The organism is Gluconobacter sp. R75690, from assembly GCF_015244525.1.
GTDB lineage: Bacteria > Pseudomonadota > Alphaproteobacteria > Acetobacterales > Acetobacteraceae > Gluconobacter > Gluconobacter potus.
Genome location: NZ_JABCQB010000003.1, coordinates 84,954 through 107,770, shown reverse-complemented (window position 1 = coordinate 107,770; position 22,817 = coordinate 84,954). Strand labels below are relative to the sequence as shown.

Here is a 22,817-nt window from a genome sequence, read left to right as displayed (position 1 = left end):
ATCCCCCTGTCCGGAGGCTTCATGCCGTCTATCGTGTCTGCCCGTTCCTTTCTTCTGCTTCTGGGCTGCACTACCGCCCTTGCGGATTCCGCGTTTGCCCAGTCGGTGACTCCGTCCGTAACGTCTTCCCAGGCAGCTGCGGCCACCGCTGAAACCCAGACGGACGATGAGGCCACGACCGCCCGCGCCAGCTTCGGTCATGCCGACGACCAGCATGGTACGACAACGACGGAGAGCAGTCGCACGGGCGAAGATGACATTACCGTCAACGCCCATCTCGAGCGCGCCCGGGCTGCCCTTCAGCCTTCGACGGGCGCGACGACCTACAATTTCTCGCGGCAGGCCATCGAGACGAATCCCGGCGGCGACAATGCAGGTCTGAACACGCTGCTGCTGCAGGCCCCGGGTGTGGCGCAGGACAGCTACGGGCAGATCCATATCCGTGGTGATCATAACGAAGTGCAGTTCCGTCTGGACGGCGTAGAACTTCCCGAAGGCATGAGCGTGTTCGGGCAGACGCTCATGACGCGCTTTGCCCATTCGATGTCGCTGACGACCGGCGCGCTGCCCAGTGAGTACGGCTTCCTTCAGGCCGGTGTGATCGATATCAACACCAAGAATGGCTATTCGGACGCCGGTGGTGATGTCTCGATCTATGGCGGTGCGCGCGACTATTTCTTTCCGTCCGCGCAGTTTGGTGGCCATCACGGCAAGTGGGACTGGTTTGCCACGGGGGATTTCGTTCACAACCGTGTCGGCATCGAAAATACGACGTCGAGTTTCAATGCCCTGCACGATCTGACAAACCAGTATCACTTCCTCGGTCATGCCCGTTACACGGTGGACGAGAACACGCGGATCAGCTTTACGGCCGGCGTGTCCAATGCCGAGTACCAGCTTCCGAACAATCCGGGACAGCAGCGCCAGTTTGCCAATCCGTCCTTCACCGGCAGTGACCTGTCCCAGCAGCTTTATGGCAATGGCGACAGCTCGAGCCTGACCGAGCATCAGAAGGAAATCACGGATTTCGGTATCCTGTCCCTGCAGAAGGACATGGGCAAGCTGAGCTTCCAGACATCCGCCGTCATGCGTTACAGCTCGCTGCGGTACTCACCCGATCCGCTGGGTGATCTGGTCTATAACGGCATTGCCCAGCGTGCGGCGCGGTCGGTCTTCTCGACGGGAACGCAGTCGGATGCCACATGGCAGGCTGCGAAGGATCATACCGTCCGTTTTGGATATCAGATCTATGTGGAACGAAACGTTTCCAAATCGGACTCGACGGTCTATCCGCAGACTGGCGAGGATGCTGACGGTAATGCGGTCTATTCCGATAATCCGCTGACCATCCATGACGGCACGGGCCGGACGGGCTGGATGTACGGACTCTATGCGCAGGACGAGTGGCGCCCGCTGAAGAACCTGACCATCAATTACGGTCTGCGGTTTGACGGTGTGGATGAATATACCCATGCCAAGCAGGTCAGCCCGCGCCTGAACATTGTCTACAAGCCCTGGCACGGTGGCACGTTCCATGCGGGATATTCGCGTTACTTCACGCCGCCGCCGTTCGAACTCGTGGGTGGTACGTCGCTCAACAAGTTCGCCAATACGTCAGCGGCTCCTGGGACGTTCCTGAACAGCAACGTGAAGGCCGAGCGTGATCATTACTTCGACGCCGGCTTCTCACAGACGATCCTGCCGGGCTGGCATGCGTCCTTCGATGCGTATGTGAAGCTCGCCAAGAACATGATTGATGAAGGGCAGTTCGGCTCCCCGGTCATCCTATCGGCGTTCAACTACCGTCGCGGGCAGGTCAATGGCTACGAGTTCGCCACTGACTACACCCGTGGCGCCTTCAGCGTGTACGGCAATTTCTCCTGGTCGCGTGCCATCGGCAAGGACATCGTCACGGCCCAGTGGAACTTTGATCCGGATGATCTGGCTTATACCGCCAAGCACTGGATCCATCTGGATCATGACCAGCGCTGGACCGCGTCTGCCGGGGCAAGTTACTCGTTCTTCCACAAAACCGGCCATCCGCTGCGCCTGTCCGCCACGATGGTCTATGGCAGCGGTCTGCGGGCCGATGGCGCGACGCCGAACGGGGATTCCGTGCCTCAGTATGCGACGTTCAACCTGTCGCTGGTCCAGTCCTTCAAGGATCTGTTCCAGGTGCCGTTCCTCAAGCGCACGCAGCTGCGTCTGGACGTGACCAACCTGTTCGACCGGACCTATCTGCTGCGTGACGGCAGCGGCATCGGTGTGGGTGCGCCGCAGTATGGTCTGCGCCGGACGATCCTCACCGGTATTGACCAGCGTTTCTGACGCTGGTTCCTGACGGGTCGGACGATCCGTCAGGCTGATCCGGTTACCGGGGGCAGAAGCGCCTGGTAACGGATCTTTTCAAGGGCGGCCGGGATGTCCATGACCGGCACGGCCTCGCACAGAAAATCTCCCTGCACGAAATCGCATTCCATTCCCAGAAGCGCGCGGACCTGCGTGGCGTTTCCGATCCCCTCGGCCACGACCTTGCGCCCGAGGCTGTGGACGATATCGATCACACCCCTGATGATCGCGGCATCCGTTCCATGACGTTCCAGACCGGCCACGAAGGCCCGGTTGATCTTCACCGCATCGAACGTGATGGTCTTGAGATGCGTCAGGGACGCAAATCCCGTCCCGAAATCATCGAGGGAAATCTGGATCCCTTTCCGGTGAAGGGTGTCGAGTTCCTGTTCGATCTGCCTGTGGTGTGGGCGCGAGAAGATGTTCTCGGTGATTTCGAGAGCCAGGGAAGTGAGCGGGATATTCATTTCCTCGGCAAGGAGAGCGACTTTCTGGAAGAAATCGCTGCCCTCGAAATCGCAGGACGTGATGTTGACGGCGATGCGTTCGAAGCGGATGTTCTGCTCGCGAAGTTTGCGCATGTCCTGCATGACCTGCCGCGTGACAAAGGTGTTCAGGGCCAGTGTCAGCCTGGGGTCTTCGAAGACTTCGGGGAAATGCTGCGGTGAGAGGACGCGGTGCTGCGGATGGTCCCAGTGCAGGAGCGCCTCGAAGGAAATGTTGCCGGGCATGCTCAGGGAAAAGATGGGCTGGTAAAAGACCGCGATGCTCTGGTCGCGCAGGCCGGTCTGGACGCGCCTGCGCAGGCGGGCGGCATGGTCCAGTTTCTCTTCCATGACGGGATGATATTCCCTGATACGGTTCCGACCGCTGGTTTTGGCGGCATAGAGCGCGAGATCGGCGCATTTAAGCAGGGCTTTTTCCCTCGCATCGATCAGGGGGACGCGGACATAGCCGATGCTGACGGTGCAGGCATGGGTCATGGTGCGGTTGCGGAAGCTGAAGCGCATCTGCTCGAGAATTTCGAGAAGGATCTTCTCGAACAGCGCTGGGCAGTCGCCCGTCATGAGGATAGCGAATTCGTCACCACCGATACGGGCGATGAAACAGCTGTCGTTCTGGAAAGACTGGAGCTTCTCGGCGACCTTGCGCAGCAGCCGGTCTCCGGAATCGTGCCCGGACGTATCGTTGATCGTCTTGAACGTGTCGATGTCGAGCAGGGCCAGGCAGATATAGCCTGCGGTACTTAAGCGCAGGGTTTTGCGCAGGGTGTGGGAAAAGTGCAGGCGGTTGGAAATCTTGGTCAGGAAGTCCGTATTGACGGCGTGCTGGAGCTTCTGACGGCTGGATTTCAGGTGGTTTTCCGCCTGTTTGCGCGCCGTAATGTCAAAGCGGATGGCCACATAACTGGTGACCTTTCCGCTTTCCGAAATATGGGGAACGATGGTGGTGTCCACCCAGTAAAGGGAACCGTCGCGCCGGCGGTTGCAGATCTCGCCGTGCCAGACATGGCCTGAGGCGATCGTCCGGTACATCTGCCGGAAGAACTTCCGGTCATGCTGGCCCGAACGCAGCATCCGGTGGTCGTTGCCGATGAGCTCATCCCGTGTATAGCCGCTGATTTCCTCGAACCGGCTGTTGACGGAAAGAATGCGGCCGCGGGTGTCTGTAATGGCGACAATGGCGGAACAGTCCAAGGCATGAAGAACGAAATCGTCGCGGGGGCCCTGAGGCCAGTTCTTCACATAATCCAGGCTTCTCCTGAAATCATCCTCTTGCTTTTCCATCACCCAGGCTGGCTCTCTCGATAGGAGATCTGGGTAATATCATAGAATAATTAAACGTTCGTTAAAAGGTATCCGGCTTTTTTTAGGTACATTTCCAGATTTGTTGCAGAGTTTTTCTTTCTTCCTGCTGGCGATGTCAGTTTTATTTTGACATGCGGAAATAAGGTTTCTTCACCAGGCTGAGGGGGCTGTCCTTTAAGAGCCCTTAATGACATGCGTTTTGAGTTATAATTCGGCCCATTGGCGCAACAGGTTGTGATAGGTCGATGTGAGGCCGAGGACAGCGGGATGACTGTCGGGAAGCATCTTGCGGGTTTCGATGATGGAGCGGTCGAATTCATAGAGGAGGGTACGCTTCGTGTCGTCGCGGACCATGGACTGGGACCAGAAGAACGAGGCCCAGCGGCTGCCGTGTGTGATGCGGTTGACGCTGTGCAGGCTGGTCGAGGGATAGAGCACCATGTCTCCGGCGGGGAGTTTCACGCTCTGGGTGCCGTAGGTGTCCTGGATGACGAGTTCGCCGCCATCATACTCGTCCGGACCGGTAAGGAAGAGCGTGGAGGAGACGTCCGTGCGGATGCGCATTCCTGCCCCGGGGATGGGGCGGATGGCGTTGTCCACATGGGCGTTGAAATGCATGCCGGTGTCGTAACGGTTGAAGAGGGGCGGGTAGACGCGCAGGGGGAGGGCGGCACTATTGAAGGTCGGGTTCCGGCCTAGGGCGCGCAGGACGATCTCGCCGAGTTCGCGGCATTCGGGGGAGTCCTGGGGGATCTGGAGGTTCAGTTTGGCTTTGGCGGACTGTTCCCCCGCGGTGACGCGACCGTCCGTCCACTCGGCGGCTTCAAGTTTTTCGCGGCAGTAGCGGACTTCTTCGGGGGAGAGGACGTTCGGAATGTGAAGCAGCACGGGATTCGGCCTCCAGAGCAAGTATGGCACGGTATTGTAAATGATAATTACTCTTATATTGACCCTCATAGAACTGATCTGCAGGTTGCGCAATTGGGAAATGGCACGGAACCTTTTGTAAAAGACGTGATTATTCTTACGAAAAAAACATGAGTTGTCGTATTTCCTTGCATTGACAGGGCGGGGGCGAGAGGGAATTAAACGGATATGGCATTTCATTTCATTTCCGTTGCGCGGTGTCTGGGGCTGCGGCGTGTCCGTCTGGCGCGTGTCTTCGGAATCGTGGTGGTGGGATGGATCGCGGGGGTGGGGCAGACTTTCGCCGCAGGGGGAATGGTGGCTCCGCTATCTGTTCATGATGCAATCGCCGCTGCCTGGAAGATCGATCCCGTGCGGGCAGAGCTTGAGACCAATCAGGATTCCGCCGATGCGCGGGCGAAGGCGGCGCAGTCCTGGTTTGCGGGCGGCCCGACGCTGACGGGCGATTACTATGATGACCGCATCAGCGGTTCCAATCACGGCTATATCACCTGGCAGGGCGGGGTTTCGGTGCCGCTGTGGCTGCCAGGGCAGGGGACAGCGACCGAGAACGTGGCGAAAGCCGAGGCGAAAACGGCAACCGTTCGTCTTGATGTAGAGCGGATGTCGGTTGCGGTACGGGTCGTGGATGCGACGGGGGCCGCGATCATGGCCATGCGTCGGCAGACGGCGGCGCTGGCGACGGTGGCCGCATTGCGGCGGATCGAAGCGGATGTGCAGCGTGCCGGGCATGCCGGGGAAATTGCGGTGTCGGATCAGCAGGCCGTGGAGGCGCAGCTGGCGCAGGCCCGCAGCGAAGCCGACATGGCGGCCGAGGAAATCGAGACCACGGCGAGCCAGTTGCGGACGCTGACGGGGCTGCCGGGGGTGCCGGACATCACGCAGGCGGATGAGCACTGGCTGGCGCTGACGCGGGCCAATGATGCGCGCTGGGTCGAGGACATTGACCCCCGGGTGCGGGCGACGCATCAGGCGGTGATTGCGGCGCAGAACCAGATGAAGCTGGTGCGAAAGAGCTTCATGCCCAATCCGGAAATTGGCGTCGATGCGATCGATCAGGGGCAGTATCAGAGCCCCTGGGATACACAGGTAGGGGTTAATCTGCGGGTGCCGCTGCCCAGTGCGGTGACGAATACGCCGCAGGAATCCGCCGCCCGCGACCGGATGGCAGCGGCGACGCGACAGGAAATCGAGGCGCGGCGGGCCGTGCGCAACGAGATGGCGCAGGTGCGGGCGCATCTGGTGGCGGCGACGGGATCGCTGTCCAATTCGCGCGTTGAGGCGAGTTCCATGCTGCGCCGGGCGGACGGGATGGAGCGGTCCTGGCGGGTGGGTGAGACGCCGCTGATCGAGGCTTTGCGCGCCCGGATGGATGCATATCGGGCGCTGCTGGATCTGAATCGTGCGGAAATCGCCTGGCATGCGGCGATCATCCGGATGGGCATTGCGACGGGGACCATTCCATGAGCCGGTTTGTGCGTTTTCTGGTCTGTGGAGTGGCGCTGTGTGCGCTTGGGCGTGCGGGTGCGGCGGAAGCGCCGGGCTGGATGCAGCCGCTGACGCTCGGGGCCGAGGCACGGGAGGGTGAGCATCTCCAGACCGTGGTGGTGCGGCAGGGGGCGCTGCATGACACGGTGTCGGCGCTGGCGCGGGTGAGCGCGGATCTGTCGCGGACGGTGGTGATCCGCACGAGCGGGGACGGGAAGGTCACGGCTGTGCGGGTGACGCCGGGGCAGACGGTGGTGCCCGGGCAGGCGCTTATTGATTACACGGATCATTCACTTCACGTGTTGCATCTTCAGTTGGAGCAGGACGAGGCAGCCCTGGCGTCTGCGAAGGCAACGCTGGGGGAGGCCGAGCTGGCATATCGGCGCGGGCAGTCGCTTGTGGGCAGCACGGTGTCCGCCGGGGAAGTACGGCGGCGTCAGGCGGCGGTGCAGCAGGCGCGCAGTACGGTCGTGGCGCGGGAAGCGGATATCGGGCTGATCCAGCATCGTCTGACGGAGGAGTTCACCTCCGTGACGGAAAAGATCGTGCAGGACGAGGCGTCCACGCTGATTTCGCCGGTGCGGGGTGTGGTGCAGTCCATTCAGACTTCCGTGGCGTCGGATGTGACGCCGGGGCTGGCTGTGGCGACGGTCGTGGATCTGTCGGGAGTGTGGATTGTTGCGGATCTGCGGCCGGATGAGGTGTCGCGGCTGGTGCCCGGCGGTGTCGTGACGGTGCGGCCGTCGGGGAATGCGCGGGCCAAGCCGTTCCGGGCGAAGATCACGACGATTGATGGTGTGGCCGATCCGGTAACGGGGCTGGTGCGGGTGGTCTGTGTCGTGGACCAGCCGGTGGCGTTCCTGCGGCCGGGAATCATGCTGGATGCGGCGCTTGAAACCAGTGATGCCGTCGACGGCATGATCGTGCCGTCGAGTGCGGTGCAGACGATCGAGGGGCATGACCTGATCTATGTGCAGACCGCTGAGGGGCAGTATGCGCCGCGTGAGGTGCGGGTGCGGCTGGCGACGGATGAGAGTGTCGTTGTGCAGGGTAATCTGAAGACGGGGGACCGTGTGGTGACGGAAGGCAGCTTTGCCCTGAAATCCATGTCGCTCGTCAGCGGGCTGGATACGGACTGACCGGGTTTCATGCTGCATTTTTTCCAGTCCAACCGTTTTGTCCTGCTGGGCCTTCTCGTCGCGCTGATGATCGGCGGGGTGATGACCGTGCCGGGTCTGCCGGTCGAGCCGGTGCCGGATATTTCGCCCAAACAGGTCATGGTCTCGGTCACCGCACCCGGACTGGCGACGGAAGAGGTCGAGAAGCTCATCACCTTCCCGGTTGAGGCCAGTCTGACGGGTATTCCGGGCATGACGGATCTGCGTTCCGTGTCGCGGACGGGGGTGTCGGCAGTCTATCTCCAGTTCGATGACGCGACGGATATTGATCTGGACCGGACGCGGGTTTCGGAGCGGTTGCAGGCAGCGCGGGACAGCATCACGATGCCGGGTGTGAGCGTCTCGATGGGGCCGCTGGCGACGGGCATGGGCGAGATCATGCAGCTCCAGATCCGTGGGGCCGGGCTCTCGCTGATGGAGCTGAACCGGCTCATGACCTGGACGGTCGTGCCGCAGCTCCGGCTGGTGCCGGGTGTTGTGGACGTCAACGTCAATGGCGGGGCGGTCGAGACGTATCAGGTGGCGGTCGATCCGGCGCGGATGCGGGCGTTCGGGGTCTCGGTTGGCGAGATCGTGCAGGCTGTCGATATGAACAATGCGTCCTCCGGCGGCGGCTGGATTGCGCATCATGCCGAGCAGAATGTCGTGGTTGGCCGCGCGCTCGTGGGCAGTCTGGCAGATTTCGGTGCCATTCCCGTGAAGATGGGGCTGAATGGGGATGTGATCCGGCTGCGGGACATGGGCGTTGTCTCCGCCGGGCCGAGGACGCGGCTTGGGGCCGTAACGCGGGACGGGCAGGGCGAGGCAGTCATCGGTGTCGTGATGATGCAGACCGGGGCGAGCTCGAATGCGACGCTGGCGGCGATCGGGCGGGCGCTGCCGGCGATCCGGCAGTCCCTGCCGCCGGGCGTGACGCTGGAGCCGTTCTACAGCCGGGCGAGCCTGACGGGACAGACCATCCATACGGTCAAGGAGAACCTGATGATCGGCGCGGCGCTGGTGCTGTTCGTGCTGGTCGTCGTGCTGGGGGACTGGCGGGCGGCGCTGGTGATCGTGTCCGTCATTCCGGCGTCTCTGGTGGCGGCGATGGCGGGGATGCGGCTGTTTGGCGTGTCGGCCAATCTGCTGAGTCTGGGCGCGATCGATTTCGGAATGATCGTGGACAGTTCGCTCGTCGTGGTGGAGCACATCATGGTCGAGCGTGGGGCTGTTCGCGGTGCGGGGCGAGGAACGCAGTCCTTTTCCGGGCTGACAGTGGATGCTGCGCGGGCCGTGGTGCGGCCGGTCAGCTTTGCGATTTTCGTCATCATCATGGTCTATCTGCCGGTGCTCACGCTTCAGGGCATCGAGGGCAAGATGTTCCGGCCGATGGCACAGACAGTCATCATGGCGCTGCTGGCTTCGCTGGCTTACTGCTTCGTGTGTGTGCCGGTTCTGGCAGCGATGCTGATGCGCAATGTCCAGGCGGATCGGGAGACCGCCTTTGTGCGGGTGGTGCGGCGGTATTATGAGCCGGCATTGCGCTGGACGGAGCATCATAGCGGGCGGCTTCTTGTCGTGACCGTGGCGGCGTTTCTGCTGGCAGTGGTAATCGGCGGCCGTCTGGGTGGGGAGTTCGTGCCGCAGCTTGAGGAGGGCTCGCTGGTTGTGACCTCGACGCGTCTGCCGGGAGCGTCTCTCGATACGGTGCTGCAAGGGGTGATGGCGGAAGAGAAAATCCTGCGGTCTTTTCCGGAAGTGCAGACGGTTGTCAGCAGCACGGGGACGGCGGCGATTCCGACCGATCCGATGGGGACGAACGAGACCGATACGTTCATTTTCCTTCGTCCGCATGAGGAATGGAAAACAGCGTCCACTCAGGCTGGGCTGGTTACGAAGATCAATGACGTGTTGCAGAAAACACGCCCGGATGCGGCATATTCCTGGTCGCAGCCGATCCAGATGCGGATGGATGATCTGCTGGCGGGGGTGCGGACGCAGCTTGCGATTTCGGTTTATGGCGATGACCTGTCGGAACTGAACCGGATTGCCGGGCAGGTGGTCGAGACGCTGCGAACGGTGCAGGGCGCGGCGGATGTGGCGTTGCAGGGGAGTGGCACGGTGCCGTTCCTGCATATCGACGTGAACCGCGATGCGGCGGCACGGCTGGGTGTGTCAGTGCCGGATATTCTGGCGGTTGTGGAAGCCGTGGGCGGGCATGTTGGCAAGCCCGTGACGGTTCAGGGCGCGATCATTCCGACGCAGGTGCGTCTGCGGGAGGATGCGGTCAGTTCGGCGGATCGGATCGGGCATCTTCAGGTGCGCCGGGCGGACGGGCAGGGCTGGGTCCTGCTGTCGCAGGTGGCGGATATCGTGCTTTCGGATGGGGTATCGCGGATTGACCGGGACAATATCCACCGCCGGGTAATCGTGCAGGCCAATATCCGTGGGCGGGATGTGAGTTCGTTCGTGGCGGCGGCGCAGCAGGCTGTGGCGCGGAACGTGAAGATGCCGCAGGGTTACCGGATGGTCTGGTCCGGGCAGTTTCGCAATCTTCAGTCCGCGCTGCATCGGCTGTTCATTGTCGTGCCGATTGCACTGGCGCTGATTTTTCTGCTTCTGGTGGCGGCTCTGGGGTCGTTCGGTGCGGCGGCGCTGGTCTTTGCCAATCTGCCGATGGCGGCGACGGGTGGGATTTTCGTACTCGCGCTGCGGGGGCTGCCGTTCAGCATTGCGGCCGGGATCGGGTTCATTGCACTGTTCGGCGTGGCGATCCTGAATGGTGTGGTGTTGCTGAGCCAGATCCGGGTGTTTCGGCAGGAAGGGCTCGCGGCGGCGGATGCGGCGTTTCAGGCGGCCCGGAGCCGCTTGCGGCCGGTTCTGGCGACGGCCTCCGTAGCCAGTCTGGGGTTCTTTCCCATGGCGTTTTCGGGCGGGTCGGGCGCGGAAGTGGAGCGCCCCCTGGCGTCTGTCGTGATCGGAGGGCTGGTGTCCTCGACGCTGCTAACGCTGTTTGTATTGCCGACGCTCTATGCGCGGTTCTTTGGTCGCGAAGACGAAAGCACGCCGGACAAGGCATGAGCCTGTCCGGGGCGAAAGCCCTTACTGGAAGGGCAGGTAGCGGAAGTCGAAGAAGATCTGGCTCATGCTGGTATGCGGATCGCCGCCGATGCCGGCCCAGATCTGCCGCCGCGAATAGGCAAGCTGCGTGCCCGCTTCCACGGTGCCGAATTTGCCCTTGAAGAAGCGCCACCAGCCGCCGATCGTGATCTCCGAAACACTGCGGGTATTGGCGGTGCAGGACAGGGTGGAGAGTTCCTGCAGACAGCCCGCATTGGAATAGCCCGGGTTGCCGTAGCCGTAGGAATTGCCGTTTTCGTTGAAATAGGAATGGCCGACGCGCTGCGTGCCGAAATAGCCGTAGACGTCGATGCGCGGGTTGGGATGTGCGATGACACCGGCCTGGGCCTGGACGCCGAAGAGCGGATCGGGGCTGCCATTGGCCTTGAGCGTGGCATCGGGCAGCAGGACGGAGCCGTAGCGGTTGATGCCCCAGCCTGCGAGGCCGGCCATGCGCAGTTCCACCTTGCCGGGAATGAGCGGCAGGATCATCGAACCGCCCGCGCCGCCGCCGATGGCGGTGTTGTTATGGCCGGTATTGCCCATGGTCACGCGGTCATGCGGGAAGTGCAGGATGCCTTCCATTTCGTAATGGCCCCAGACGGGATCGTAGGCGACCTTGCCGATGACGTCGGGCGCGATCTCGTTGGAGAATGTCGCCGTGTCGTTGGTCAGGCCGACACCGTTCTCGCCGATCGTGACGGTGGAGCCGTTGGGCATCGATACGGTACCGTTGCTGGCGGAAAAGCCGGTCGTGTCATACAGCGTGGCGGGGTTTTCGATCGAAAGACCGGTCCACAGACGGTGATGGAAGAAATCCTTCACGATGCGGACCTGCCACTGGCGGGACCAGGTCTGGCCCGCCAGCATCGAGGCTTCGATCGTTTCCGGAAGGCTTTCCTGTCGTGCGACGATACCCGCACGGCCTGGCGTCAGAAGGCTCCAGGCCTGACCGCCGAGGAAATGCCAGCCTTCCTTGTTGTCGTCATAGGCCAGATAGGCCTGACGCAGACGGAAGGAGTAGCTGTTGCTTTCGTAAGGATCGGTCGTGACGGCGCCGGCACCGAAATCGGATTCAAAGAAGCCCGAGATCGTGGCTTCGGAATTGATGTTGCCGCGTGCGAGCAGGGACAGGCGGCTGTAGCGGGCGCCGCCGTCAAAATTGTTGGTGTGATAGCGCGGCTCGTTCGGATACGGCATGTCCTGCCAGTAGTTGAACGTATCGGATGCGACATGACGGTTCTCGAGCACGGCGGCCGTATCGACGAAACCGCCGAGCATGAGCGTGACCGGGCCGAGATGGAACACGCCGTGATCGCCGACGGCGCCTGCGGCCTGTGCGCCCAGCGTTTCGCGTGGATGGGGGCCGACGCCGTTTTCGGCGAAATGGACGAGCACGTCTTCGGCGCGGTGGCCGACGACAGCGAGTTCCGACCCCTTGTCGGTATCGATCAGGCCGCGTCCGGTGGGGGAGAGGGAAACGCGGTCACGTCGTGCCACGGCTCCGCGGAGGGGTTCAGCTCCCCTGGCGGCGGTCATTTCGCCAGGGGTAGCCGTGAACTGGGGAGCTTCGGCGGTTTTGAGGCCATGACGGCGGGCGGATGCGGTGGTGATCCGTTCGCCATGGTCTGCGTGGACATCACTGCGTCCGTCCGGGCGGGCGGCGGCGAGCTGTCCGTCATGGGAAGGAGATGCGTGGGAGGCAGAGGTGCCCGAGGCGTGGTGTCGGGCGATTTCCGCTTTCAGCACGGCCATGTCGTGATTGATGGCGCGCTGTTCTTCCTGCACATGGGCCTGAGCTGCCTGAAGACGGCTCATTTCCTGTTCCATTCTTGAAACGATATCATCATCGGCCCGCGCCGTTGTGCCCAGTACAAGGGCGCTCAGTGTCGTGCCGAGAAACAGATATCCGCGTCCCGATAACCGCAGGGAGCGCAGCGTGCGGAAGGTGAGCAGTTTCAACTAATTCCCCCATGTCAAAAGATGTCCGGAACATGTGCATGAAGTCGTAAAGGATGGCTTTTAAAAAGATTTTCAGGTCGCCCCTGGCACCCTATAGACCGCAGAAAATCCCGGAGAATGCGCAATATTTCCACCCGGATTTTCGATAAAATGACGAAATCGTGAAGTTATTTTCCGAAAAGGGAGTGTTGCCATTTCAAGAAAAAGAAAAGGGCTTGGGAAAATCGAATGTAAATATCTCAAGATATTTCTGAATATATTTTTGATTAATTATATTTTTATATTTATAACTTACATATCTTGATTTATTATATAATGAAAATTTTAGTTATTGTTTTATTTTATTTCAATGGTATTGATTTTCTTTCTGTAAAAAAGCGTATCAGAGATGTTTTGCGAGCTGGAAGTGTGCATCATCCTCTGCAGGAAGACTGCATTCCATCTTCACCCCATCCTGCCGCTCAGGCATGCTGCCGACGGGCATGATGGTCCATGCGGCTTTTTGGAAATGGAATGCGGTGATGAGAGTTGCTCTGGGACAGTTTGCTGTTGCGCCGGACTGGGAAACCAACCAGCGGCAATGCCTCGACCTGATCGCACGGGCGCGGGAGGGAGGGGCCGAGCTTCTGGTCCTGCCTGAAGGGATCCTGGCGCAGGACATCAACAATCCGGAACTTCTGCCGCAGACGGCGCAGCCGCTGGATGGCCCGTTCATGGAGGGGCTGCGCAAGGCCAGTCAGGGCATTGCCGTGGTGGGATGTGTGAATGTTCCGGACGGGGCAGGGCGGTTCTACAATACGCAGTTCGTGTTGCGCGACGGCGCCTTCATTGCAACATACCGCAAGCTGCATCTGTATGATGCATTCAGCATGAAGGAATCCCAGCGCACCTCGCCAGGGCTGGAACTGCCGCCCGTGGTGCAGATCGGGGACATGAAGGTGGGTCTGATGACCTGCTATGATGTGCGTTTTCCGGAACTGGCACGTCATCTGGCACTGGCGGGGGCGGAGGTTCTGCTTCTGCCGGCTGCCTGGGTGCGGGGACCGGGCAAGGAACGGCATTGGGAAATCATGTCGGTGGCGCGGGCGCTGGAAAACACCTGCTATGTCGTGGCGGTTGGTGAATGTGGCGCGCGCAATACCGGATTCAGCATGGTGGTCGATCCGCTGGGCGTCGTGACGCTGGCTCTGGGCGAGGCGCCTGCACTGGGCTTTGCCACGCTGGACCGGGAGCGGATCGCTCATGCCCGACAGGTGCTGCCGGTGCTGGAAAACCGGCGCTTTGCGGCCCCGGTTCTGGCCGGTTTGAAAAACTGAAACGCGTCAGGGCCGAGGATCTATCTTCTGCGATCAGATATGCTACGGTAAGTTTCTGCTGAACATTACTTCGTGGGAACAATGAAAAACGGTATCGCGTGGGGTGTAGGGGCCGGTGCTCTCATCATGGGGCTCGGCGTGCTTGGGCTGAGCCTGCGGAATCCACAGGGAATGCAGGCTGCGGCCACGCCTGATCCGTGCGCTTCTGCGGCCGCGCAGGCCCAGCGTCCCCAGAACTGTCCGGATTCCGGCCATTCCTCGGGCGCTGTGTATGTTCCAACATCCACCAGAAGGTCCGACGATGAGCGTGGCGGCCGTGGAGGGGGAGACGAGAGTTCGGCGGGACATGCCGGATTTGGTGAAAGCGCGGGCGCCCATGCGGGCGGAGGTGAATAGTTTTCGCGCATGGTTCAGCTCCGTCGCCTGACGTCTTCCGCACGACCGGACTGGCAGGCTGAGGCGGACCGGCTTGGCTATCATTATTACCGCAACGCCGATGACAGCTTCGCCTGGCGCGAAGATGTCCGTTACGAGTTCGATGCGGCTGCGGTCGCGCTCATCCGGAAAGTCTCGGAAACGCTGCACCGGCTCTGCCTGTCGGTCGTGGACGACGCCGTCAGGCAACCGGGCGGACTGGATGCGTTTCACATTCCGCCTGCCGTGCAGGACGTGGTGCGCCAGTCCTGGGCGCGGCGTGATCCATTCCTGATCGGTCGCTTCGATCTCGCCTGGTGCAACGGCCAGCCCCGGCTGATCGAATATAATGCCGATACGCCCGCGACCCTGCCCGAAAGCACGCGGATGCAGAATTCATGGCATCGGCAGAAGGGGCACCCGCATACCCATGCACCTCTGGACGCGCAGGCCCTTGTGGACCGGCTGGCGAGCCTGCGACGGAAGGGGCGGATTGATCGCACCCTTCACATCGTGCCCTATCCGGACAATCTCGAAGACACGACCCATGCCGTCTATTACCGGCAATGGGCCGAACAGGCCGGACTTGAGGCGATCCATTGCGAATTGCGCGATCTGGACATCACGCATGGCGGCCAGCTTCTGCATCGCGGGCGGATCGTCCGGAGCATGATCCGCATGTATCCGTGGGAGCTGATGTTCCGCGATTCCGGCGCCCGACACCTTGAGCACTGTGGCTGTACGTTCCTGAATCCACCCTGGACGGCGCTTTTATCCAACAAGGCGCTGCTGCCTGCCTTGTGGAAGCGTTACCCGGGGCATCCCAATCTGCTGGCGGCCGGATATGCCCCACAGGACGTGACCGGCAGACACGGGCGATCTTCTCCCCGCGCCTATGTGGAAAAGCCGATCCATGCGCGCGGGGGCGAGAATGTGCGTATCCTGCGCGACGGCCGCGCCCTTTGCGCCGAGGCCGGGACCTATGGCGCATATCCGAAAATCTATCAGGAATTCGCCGATCACCGGATCGACGGGGTGACGGCATCGGTCGGGGCGTGGATTGTCGGGAACAGCTTTGCCGGTCTGACCATGCGGGAGAGCCAGGACCCGATCGTGCGTCACACCTCGCCGATCGTGCCGCATCTGGTCCGCAGGCCGGGCTTCATGCGCAGACTGCTGCGCTTGGGGTAAGCGATCGCGGAGCGTGTCTGAAAACTTCACACAACACCGCCCCGGTTTTGCCACATGATGGGATCAGCGTCCTGTAGGGTGCCGACTTCCGACATCGTGAGGATGCCATGCGACCTGTCAGTGCAATCAACAGATTTGGATGGGGCCAGCGGGACAATGCGCGGGAGGGCGCGGGCCTGTCACTGCATGACTGGCTCGCGCATCAACTGACCGGGCCTGACACCGCCACGTTCAGAGGTGTGTCTCCCTGTGCGGATGGCCTGATCGCGCTGCGGGAACAGCGTCGCACCAAGGTTCAGGGTGACCCGCTGGTCAAGCCGATCTTCCAGGCGGAAGTCGCCACGCAGATGGACACCCTGCTGCTGACGGATCAGCCTTTCCGGGAGCGTCTGGCGTGGTTCTGGTTCAACCATTTCACCGTGAGCCTGCGGCAGGGCAGCACGCGGGCTGTCATCGGCGCCTATATGCGCGAGGCCATCCGCCCGCATGTGACCGGGCGTTTTTCGGAGATGCTTCTGGCGGTCATGCGGCATCCGGCCATGCTGATGTATCTGGACAATGCGTCCTCCATCGGGCCGGACAGCGCGGCCGGGCGCAGGAGCCATCACGGGCTGAACGAGAACCTGGCCCGCGAATGTCTGGAACTGCACACCGTCTCGCCCGCCGTCGGATACAGCCAGGGAGATGTGACGTCCTTCGCCGCGATCCTGACAGGCTGGGGCGTGGACATGAAGGCAGACCGGCCCGGTTTCGTGTTCCGGGAAAAGGCGCACGAACCGGGACCGAAAACGCTCATGGGACAGACCTTTCCCGAAGGCGAGGACGGCGGCGTGCAGGCCCTGCACTTCCTTGGCACGCATCCCGCGACCTACCGCCACATCGCCACCCAGATGGTCCGGCATTTCGTATCCGATACGCCGTCACCCGCTTCCGTGCGGCATGTCGAGACCGTTTTGCGGGATAGTGAAGGCGATCTGCAGGCGGCCTCCCTCGCGCTGGCGGACCTGCCCGATCCGGGGCCGGGCGGGGGCAAGTTCCGCTCGCCCATGGACTACGCCACGGCCGTACTCCGGGCGTTATCCATCGGTGGAGAGCCCAGCCGGCCGGACGATCCGCATTCGCCCGCCCGTCAGCTGGCCGCGGCTTTCAGCACACTGGGGCAGCCGCTGTGGACCGCACCGCTGCCCAATGGCTGGAGCGACAATGCCGCGGACTGGTGCGCGCCTGCGGACATGCTGGCCCGTGCGGACTGGGCCTGGCGGGTGGCCGCGCATGTCCGAAGCGGTGATCCGATGGACATCGCCGATATCGCCCTGGGCCCCGCCCTGCGGCCGCAGACGCGCACCGCCATGCATCACGCCGGGTCGCGTCAGGATGCGCTGGCCCTGCTGTTTTCTTCCCCCGAATTCCAGAGGCGCTGAGTCATGATGATCCCCCGTCGTACTGCTCTGCTCGGTCTGGCTGCCAGCTGGACACTGGGACGGTCCTCCCTGGCCTTTGCGGGCTCTTCCGGTGGGCCGGATGATCCGCGTCTGGTCGTCGTGATCCTTCGCGGCGCGCTGGATGGCCTATCCGCCGTCACCCCCTATGGCGATTCTGATCTCGTGACGTATCGCAGGGCGCTCGTCCTCCCCGAACCGGGACAGGAGGGCGGCTTGCTCGATCTGGGCGGCTTCTACGGTCTGCACCCGTCGCTTGCGACCCTGCACGGGCTGTACGGAGACGGCCAGATGCTGCCGATCCACGCGGTGGCGGGGCATTATCGCAGCCGGTCGCATTTCGAGGCCCAGGATTATCTGGAAAGCGGCGCGGATGAGCGTCTGGACAGCGGGTGGCTGAACCGGGCCGTTTCGGTGCTTCAGGGGAAGGCGAACCGGCCGGACGGCTACGGGCTGGCCATGGGGCTGACGGTGCCGCTTCTGCTGCGGGGGGCGGCGCGGGTGGGCAGCTATGCGCCCGCCGGAAGCCAGCATCCGGACGCCGATCTCTATAGCCAGATCCTCGCCCTGAACGCCCATGACCCCGTGACGGGCCCGGCTTTCCGCAGCGCTCTGAAGGCCCGCGGATTTTCCGAGGCGTCCCGAATGGACATGGGCGGCACAGCCGCTCCGGAAAAGTCCCGCAAGCCCGATGCCTTCACCCGGCTGTCCACGGCGGCTGGGCAGATGCTGGCTACGCCACATGGTCCCCGGATCGCGGCTCTGGAAATCGGCGGATGGGACACGCATGCGGGGCAGCTCGGACGGCTCGGCAGTCCGCTGGCGCAGCTCGATCGCGGTATCGGGGCGCTGCGTCAGGGGCTTGGCGAGAGCTGGAAACGCACGGTGGTTCTCGCGATGACGGAGTTCGGACGGACGGTCCGCATCAACGGCACGGGTGGGACGGATCACGGAACGGGCACGGTCGCCTTTCTGGCTGGCGGGGCCGTAGCGGGCGGGAAAGTCGGGGGAACCTGGCCGGGTCTGCGGAGCAGCCAGCTGTTCGAAAACCGGGACCTCGCTCCCACGACGGATCTGCGGGCGGTGGCGGCAGGTGTTCTCTGCGATCATCTGCGTCTGCCATCGCGGGCCGTTGCAACGGTCTTCCCGGGCCCGGCCGTGGACCCCATGAAAGGGCTGGTCGTCCCGGTCTGAACGCGTTTCAGAACTCCGAGACGACTGCGAAGAACGTACCTCGGCGCTGACCGTACTGCGCCTGATAAATGCCCACTCCGCTGCCATCCCGGAGCTGGTAGCGTTTGTCGAACAGGTTGACGACATCGGCCCGGACTTTGATGTCATGCCCGAACGGTACCTTCGTGAAACTATGCTGGTAGCCGATATTGAAGACGTCGTATTGCGGCTCCTTCTCCAGATTGGCAAAGCCGCTGCGCAGCCCATAGCCATAGACGAAATCGGCATAGGCCATGTCGTGTTTCGTGGTCCACGAGGCCCCGGCCGTAGCGGTGAATTCGCCCTGATGGTCAAGCTGGATGGCGTGATTGCGGATATAGGCCAGTTCGGCCGGATCGAACTGGTACTGCGCGGAATTGATGTCGCGGGCCGAGGTTTTGACGTAGGAAAAATTGCCGAAAAGCGACCACGGCCCATGCCGCCAGGAACTGCCGAATTCGGCGCCATAGACACGCCCGCGCCTGTAGCTGAAGGGGGCCAGAATGACCGCACGGCCGAACTGCCCGAGATCGGTAAGGTCATGCGCCCATTTGGCATAGGCATCGAGCGTGATCTGAAATTCGGGCGTGAGGCGCTGAAGGATGCCGCCATCCACATAATGCGATTTCTCGACCTTCGTGGCGCTGTCGATCGTATTGGCCGCCGCGTTCGTCGTCCCGGCAAAGCGGGCGAGTGTGGACGGGTAGACATATTGCGGAGAGGGCGGGGCGAAATAGCGCGAATAGCCGAGATGCAGGGTCGTGCTGCGCGTCGGTTTCCAGACCATGTTCGCACGCGGGCTCAACTGGCCTTCATTATCGAAAGATGATGCGAAACGGTCGTAGCGGATGCCGTAATTGAAGGTCAGGCTGCGGGTGATTTTGTACTCGTCCTGAATATAGGCCCCGGCCTCGACCGACCAGTTCCCGGTATTGTCGATCAGGCGCACAGGCGTGTTCACGGTCTGGTTGCCCAGGTCATCCACAGGGAAAGCGAGCGTATCGGTATCGAGACGTTCGGACGTGTACTGTCCCAGCAGTCCGGCCCGTAACGTGTGATGGCGTGCGATGTCATAGGACAGGTCAGCCTGCATGCCACCGGTCGTGAAATCATTGACCTCATGTTCGGATACGCCCTGATAGATCAGGTCCCGGTCACGGTCCGGCGTGTAGTCGATCCGGCCGTAGTGGAAATAGGGGGAGACCTGAAGGTTCATTTTGTCCGTCGTGCGCTGATACGACAGGACGGCGTAGTAGTTCTGTTCGGTCTGGCTGTCGTTCAGGCTGGCCCAGTTCATGGCCGGATCATGTGGGTTTACGCCTGCGACATCATAAAGCGCCGTGTAATCCGGGTTGTTCGTATCGAAGGTCTTGAAGGAGTTGGGGATCTCGAAATCTGCATAAGAGGCGCTGGTAAACAGCGTGAGGCGGCTCGTCTCGTCGAGATGCCAGGACAGATAAGAAAACGCCTTTTCCTGTTCCGTCACATCATGGATCGCGCGGAATGTGTTGCTCGGATTTTCAATGCCGATGTTGTTGCGGGTGAAGGACAGCGTGGTGAAATAATCCAGCTTTCCACGCTGCCCCCCAATCTGCACGGACGGGACAAACGTGTTGTAGCTCCCCCCGTAAAGCGAGACCTGATTGTGTTTGAGGCTGTCACCGGTCTTGGTGGTCACATCCACCACGCCAGCGGTACGAAAGCCAAACTGGGCGGGGAGCGTACCGGTCAGCAGGTCCACGGACTGGATGATGCGGGTGTCGAGTTCCTGGCCGAAACCGTTCAGCCCTTCAGGCAGCAGCACCCCGTTGACCCGATAGGTCAGCCTGCCATGCTCACCCCGCACATGCACCTCGCCATAACTGTCGAGAACGACACCGGGGACGCGCAGGAGGATCTGGTTGAAGGCCGCGTTCTGGCCACCCGGTGTGGTCGTGATCTGGTGCTGGTCGATGGTGTAATCCACCGCGCCAAGGCCCGGAAAAATGCGGGCCCGTTCGCGGTTGAGATGCCCTGTGACGCTGATCTGCTCGGGGGCAGGGGGCTTTTCGGACGAGGCGGCTTTCCTGACGGTCTGCGGTTCTGTTTCGGGCAATGTTGGGTCTGCAAGCGCCGTCCCGAGAACGGTCAGACTGACGGTCATCCACGCACAGGAGCGCTTATTCCGCGATAGTAAACTGACTATTATATAGCTTATACTATATTTGATGGTGCGCATGGAAGGCGGCCTGCGAACGGGGTTTGGGGCATCACGGGTGATGGAAGTCCGTCAGGAATAAAGCATCTGCGTTATGATATGCAATATGCTATATTGATTGGCATGGGGTTTTCGGGGCAGGGCGTTGGTCGATGGGGCATTTCCTATCGGGGGGAGTGTCTGTAAGAGGGAACCTCGTTCCGGACTGTTTTTCGTCAGGGAATTTTCCTCAGGCCTATGACTGTTTCATCCCCTCCCGCTCCTGTGGTCGTCCGTCGTCGGACACAGGCCGATCGCAGTGCGGAGACGCGCGGCAAGGTCATTCAGGCAACCGTCATGCTGCTGCAGACGCAGGGCTATGCCGCAACGACCGTCCAGCGCATCGCCAAAACGGCGGGCGTCAGTCTGGGGGCGTTGCAGCACCAGTTTCCAACCAAGGCGCAGGTCATGGCGATGGTGCTGCGGCATTATGCGGTCAAGCGCGCACGGCTGTACCGGCGGGCGCTGAGCATGAAAGGCAGCCCGGAAGCGCGCGTGGATGCCATGCTGGACACCATGTGGCGGCTGGTGACGGACGGGCCGGAATTTCTGGCGACCGTGGAGATCGAACTGGCACGGCGGAGCGATCCGGATCTGGAAACAGTGACGGCACCCGTTCTGGCGCGGATCGATCAGTTTATGACCCGCTGGCTTTCGGGGCAGCGCATGGTGACGCCGGATCCGCGGTTTGTTGAATTGCGACTGCTGAATTCGGCGCTGCTGCGGGGCATGGCGGTCGAGCGGGCGCGTGGTGTGCCACTGGAGGATCTGGCGCGCAGCTTTGATGTCTGGCGGCAGTTCTCGCGGGCGCAGTTCCTGCTAATTGCCGGGCGGCAGGACTGAGCGTTTCGGACAGCGGGATCGGGGCCTTTCAGGTCATTGCGTGTTTAGAATAATTTTCTTGACGCCCATAAAACAAGTAGGTTGTATTGCTTTTATATTGGATTCACGAACGGCCTGCCCCGTGAGGGGGAGAGGCCTGTTCCGGACAGATAAGGTCAAACATGACGATGCCGCCTCTGACTGCCGCACAGGTTTCCGCACCCGAGATCGCCGAACGTCATCGTAAGGTTCGCGAGAAAATGGAGAAGGCCGGTCTGTCGGCCTATGTCTCCTTCGATCCGGACAATGTCTATTACCTGACGAATTTTGCGAATTTCGTGCATGAGCGGCCGTTTGTGCTCGTGCTGACGATGACCGAGACGTTCTTCGTCGTGCCGGTGCTCGAAGTGCCGCATGTGCTGCGCCACAAGGTCGGGGACTTCAGACTGCTGAGCTATGCGGAGTTCCCGGCGATCGTGGGATCGCGCTGGTCCGACCGGTTTGCCGAGGCGCTGCCGAAGCAGGGGACGGTCGGGATCGAGGGGGCCTGTCCGGCTTATCTGCAGGCGCAGATCCCCAATCCGGTGAAGGTGCTGAACATCATTGATGAGGTCCGTGAGATCAAGTCGGCGCATGAGATTTCGCGCATCGCCTGGACGAGCGATGTGATGACGAAGGCGCTGGCGATGATGCTGGGCAAGGTTCAGCCTGGTGTGATGGTGGCGCATGCCATTGGTGACGCGACGCCGTATTTCTATCAGCGCTGCCTGACGGAATCCCCGCAGTACAACGTCATGTCGACCCATGCGGCCGGACTGATCCAGCCGCCGGCCTATACGGATGATCCGCATAATTTTTCGTGCCTGACGGCGACCTGTGAGCCGGGCGGCCCGTTCCTCGGGCTCGTGGCTGGCAAGATCAACGGCTATGGGGCGGAAATAGAGCGCACGTTCTTCCTTCAGACGATCCCCGAAGAGGCGAAGCGGCCTTTCGATACGATGATGAAGATGCGCTACAAGGCGTATGACATGCTCAAACCCGGCGCGATCGGTTCGGAAATCGATGCGGCCTGTCAGGCGATCGCGCATGGGGCCGGCTATGAAACGCCACTGCACCGGACGGGTCACAGCTTCGGCGTCACGAGCCATGAAGCGCCGTTCCTGGCGCTGGGTGAGGACAACGTCCTCCAGCCGGGCATGATCTTCAGCATCGAGCCGGGGATCTACATCAAGGGGAAGGGCGGATATCGCCATTCCGACACGGTTCTGGTGACGGAGACCGGGTACGAGATCCTCACGCAATATCCTGACAGAAAAGAAGACCTGATCGTCAGGTAAAGCCCTTCCGGCCTTGCGCCTCCTGCCGTGAAAGGTGGG

General features: G+C 61.7%; 15 protein-coding genes. 11 read left to right on the top strand and 4 right to left on the bottom strand.

Going from position 1 to position 22,817, the window contains the following annotated elements; genetic code table 11:
- The first annotated feature begins 21 nt into the window (after window positions 1–21).
- On the top strand, window positions 22–2,328 hold the full coding sequence (locus HKD27_RS04470) for a TonB-dependent receptor (RefSeq protein WP_062497739.1): 2,307 nt from the start codon (window positions 22–24) through the stop codon (window positions 2,326–2,328).
- Between the two features lie 29 nt (window positions 2,329–2,357).
- Here HKD27_RS04470 and HKD27_RS04465 read toward each other — a convergent pair whose 3' ends face one another.
- Together HKD27_RS04465 and HKD27_RS04460 are read right to left on the bottom strand one after the other, a co-directional pair.
- Window positions 2,358–4,094: a putative bifunctional diguanylate cyclase/phosphodiesterase gene (locus HKD27_RS04465; protein WP_370544231.1), complete on the bottom strand. Its 1,737-nt coding sequence runs from the start codon at window positions 4,092–4,094 to the stop codon at window positions 2,358–2,360.
- A gap of 267 nt (window positions 4,095–4,361) precedes the next feature.
- On the bottom strand, window positions 4,362–5,045 hold the full coding sequence (locus HKD27_RS04460) for a Fe2+-dependent dioxygenase (RefSeq protein ID WP_194688728.1): 684 nt from the start codon (window positions 5,043–5,045) through the stop codon (window positions 4,362–4,364).
- Between the two features lie 207 nt (window positions 5,046–5,252).
- Here HKD27_RS04460 and HKD27_RS04455 point away from each other — a divergent pair, with 207 nt between their 5' ends.
- The 3 genes from HKD27_RS04455 to HKD27_RS04445 are packed head-to-tail and all read left to right on the top strand — an operon-like array spanning window position 5,253 to window position 10,810.
- Window positions 5,253–6,551: a TolC family protein gene (locus HKD27_RS04455; RefSeq protein ID WP_081107374.1), complete on the top strand. Its 1,299-nt coding sequence runs from the start codon at window positions 5,253–5,255 to the stop codon at window positions 6,549–6,551.
- Complete coding sequence (locus HKD27_RS04450; RefSeq protein ID WP_194688729.1) at window positions 6,548–7,711, top strand: efflux RND transporter periplasmic adaptor subunit; 1,164 nt, start codon at window positions 6,548–6,550, stop codon at window positions 7,709–7,711. The genes HKD27_RS04455 and HKD27_RS04450 overlap by 4 nt, the downstream gene beginning before the upstream one ends.
- 9 nt (window positions 7,712–7,720) lie before the next feature.
- Complete coding sequence (locus HKD27_RS04445; protein WP_194688730.1) at window positions 7,721–10,810, top strand: efflux RND transporter permease subunit; 3,090 nt, start codon at window positions 7,721–7,723, stop codon at window positions 10,808–10,810.
- 21 nt (window positions 10,811–10,831) lie between these two features.
- Here the strand turns inward: HKD27_RS04445 and HKD27_RS04440 are convergent, their stop codons facing one another.
- Window positions 10,832–12,811: a hypothetical protein gene (locus HKD27_RS04440; RefSeq protein ID WP_194263813.1), complete on the bottom strand. Its 1,980-nt coding sequence runs from the start codon at window positions 12,809–12,811 to the stop codon at window positions 10,832–10,834.
- A 521-nt stretch (window positions 12,812–13,332) separates the two neighbouring features.
- Here HKD27_RS04440 and HKD27_RS04435 point away from each other — a divergent pair.
- The 5 genes from HKD27_RS04435 to HKD27_RS04415 all read left to right on the top strand — a co-directional run bounded on the left by HKD27_RS04435 (window position 13,333) and on the right by HKD27_RS04415 (window position 18,365).
- The gene (locus HKD27_RS04435; protein ID WP_194688731.1) at window positions 13,333–14,127 is read left to right on the top strand and encodes a deaminated glutathione amidase; all 795 of its coding nucleotides are present in this window, start codon (window positions 13,333–13,335) and stop codon (window positions 14,125–14,127) included.
- A gap of 81 nt (window positions 14,128–14,208) precedes the next feature.
- Window positions 14,209–14,523, top strand: coding sequence for a hypothetical protein (locus HKD27_RS04430; RefSeq protein WP_194688732.1), 315 nt, complete (start codon window positions 14,209–14,211; stop codon window positions 14,521–14,523).
- A gap of 9 nt (window positions 14,524–14,532) precedes the next feature.
- Window positions 14,533–15,732, top strand: coding sequence for a glutathionylspermidine synthase family protein (locus HKD27_RS04425; RefSeq protein ID WP_194688733.1), 1,200 nt, complete (start codon window positions 14,533–14,535; stop codon window positions 15,730–15,732).
- Window positions 15,733–15,839: 107 nt separating this feature from the next.
- A complete protein-coding gene (locus tag HKD27_RS04420; protein WP_194688734.1) occupies window positions 15,840–17,153 on the top strand; it encodes a DUF1800 family protein in 1,314 nt (437 codons plus the stop codon).
- Between the two features lie 3 nt (window positions 17,154–17,156).
- Window positions 17,157–18,365 (top strand): DUF1501 domain-containing protein, encoded by a 1,209-nt coding sequence (locus HKD27_RS04415; RefSeq protein WP_194688735.1) that lies wholly within the window; start codon window positions 17,157–17,159, stop codon window positions 18,363–18,365.
- A 7-nt stretch (window positions 18,366–18,372) separates the two neighbouring features.
- Here the strand turns inward: HKD27_RS04415 and HKD27_RS04410 are convergent, their stop codons facing one another.
- Window positions 18,373–20,526 carry a TonB-dependent receptor gene (locus HKD27_RS04410; protein WP_228518336.1) on the bottom strand — a complete coding sequence of 718 codons (2,154 nt, stop codon included), beginning with the start codon at window positions 20,524–20,526 and terminating at the stop codon, window positions 18,373–18,375.
- 291 nt (window positions 20,527–20,817) lie between these two features.
- Here HKD27_RS04410 and HKD27_RS04405 point away from each other — a divergent pair, with 291 nt between their 5' ends.
- A complete protein-coding gene (locus tag HKD27_RS04405) occupies window positions 20,818–21,462 on the top strand; it encodes a TetR/AcrR family transcriptional regulator (RefSeq protein WP_194688737.1) in 645 nt (214 codons plus the stop codon).
- Window positions 21,463–21,623: 161 nt separating this feature from the next.
- On the top strand, window positions 21,624–22,778 hold the full coding sequence (locus HKD27_RS04400) for a Xaa-Pro peptidase family protein (RefSeq protein WP_194688738.1): 1,155 nt from the start codon (window positions 21,624–21,626) through the stop codon (window positions 22,776–22,778).
- Window positions 22,779–22,817 lie beyond the last annotated feature (39 nt).

What these genes read in the sequence shown, in the direction of transcription:
- HKD27_RS04435 (WP_194688731.1), top strand. Translation starts at nt 13,333, where the DNA reads ATGAGAGTTGCTCTGGGACAGTTTGCTGTTGCGCCGGACTGGGAAACC.
- HKD27_RS04470 (WP_062497739.1), top strand. Translation starts at nt 22, where the DNA reads ATGCCGTCTATCGTGTCTGCCCGTTCCTTTCTTCTGCTTCTGGGCTGC.
- HKD27_RS04400 (WP_194688738.1), top strand. Translation starts at nt 21,624, where the DNA reads ATGACGATGCCGCCTCTGACTGCCGCACAGGTTTCCGCACCCGAGATC.
- HKD27_RS04420 (WP_194688734.1), top strand. Translation starts at nt 15,840, where the DNA reads ATGCGACCTGTCAGTGCAATCAACAGATTTGGATGGGGCCAGCGGGAC.
- HKD27_RS04450 (WP_194688729.1), top strand. Translation starts at nt 6,548, where the DNA reads ATGAGCCGGTTTGTGCGTTTTCTGGTCTGTGGAGTGGCGCTGTGTGCG.
- HKD27_RS04410 (WP_228518336.1), bottom strand. Translation starts at nt 20,526, where the DNA reads ATGACCGTCAGTCTGACCGTTCTCGGGACGGCGCTTGCAGACCCAACA.
- HKD27_RS04415 (WP_194688735.1), top strand. Translation starts at nt 17,157, where the DNA reads ATGATGATCCCCCGTCGTACTGCTCTGCTCGGTCTGGCTGCCAGCTGG.
- HKD27_RS04445 (WP_194688730.1), top strand. Translation starts at nt 7,721, where the DNA reads ATGCTGCATTTTTTCCAGTCCAACCGTTTTGTCCTGCTGGGCCTTCTC.
- HKD27_RS04455 (WP_081107374.1), top strand. Translation starts at nt 5,253, where the DNA reads ATGGCATTTCATTTCATTTCCGTTGCGCGGTGTCTGGGGCTGCGGCGT.
- HKD27_RS04430 (WP_194688732.1), top strand. Translation starts at nt 14,209, where the DNA reads ATGAAAAACGGTATCGCGTGGGGTGTAGGGGCCGGTGCTCTCATCATG.
- HKD27_RS04425 (WP_194688733.1), top strand. Translation starts at nt 14,533, where the DNA reads ATGGTTCAGCTCCGTCGCCTGACGTCTTCCGCACGACCGGACTGGCAG.
- HKD27_RS04405 (WP_194688737.1), top strand. Translation starts at nt 20,818, where the DNA reads ATGACTGTTTCATCCCCTCCCGCTCCTGTGGTCGTCCGTCGTCGGACA.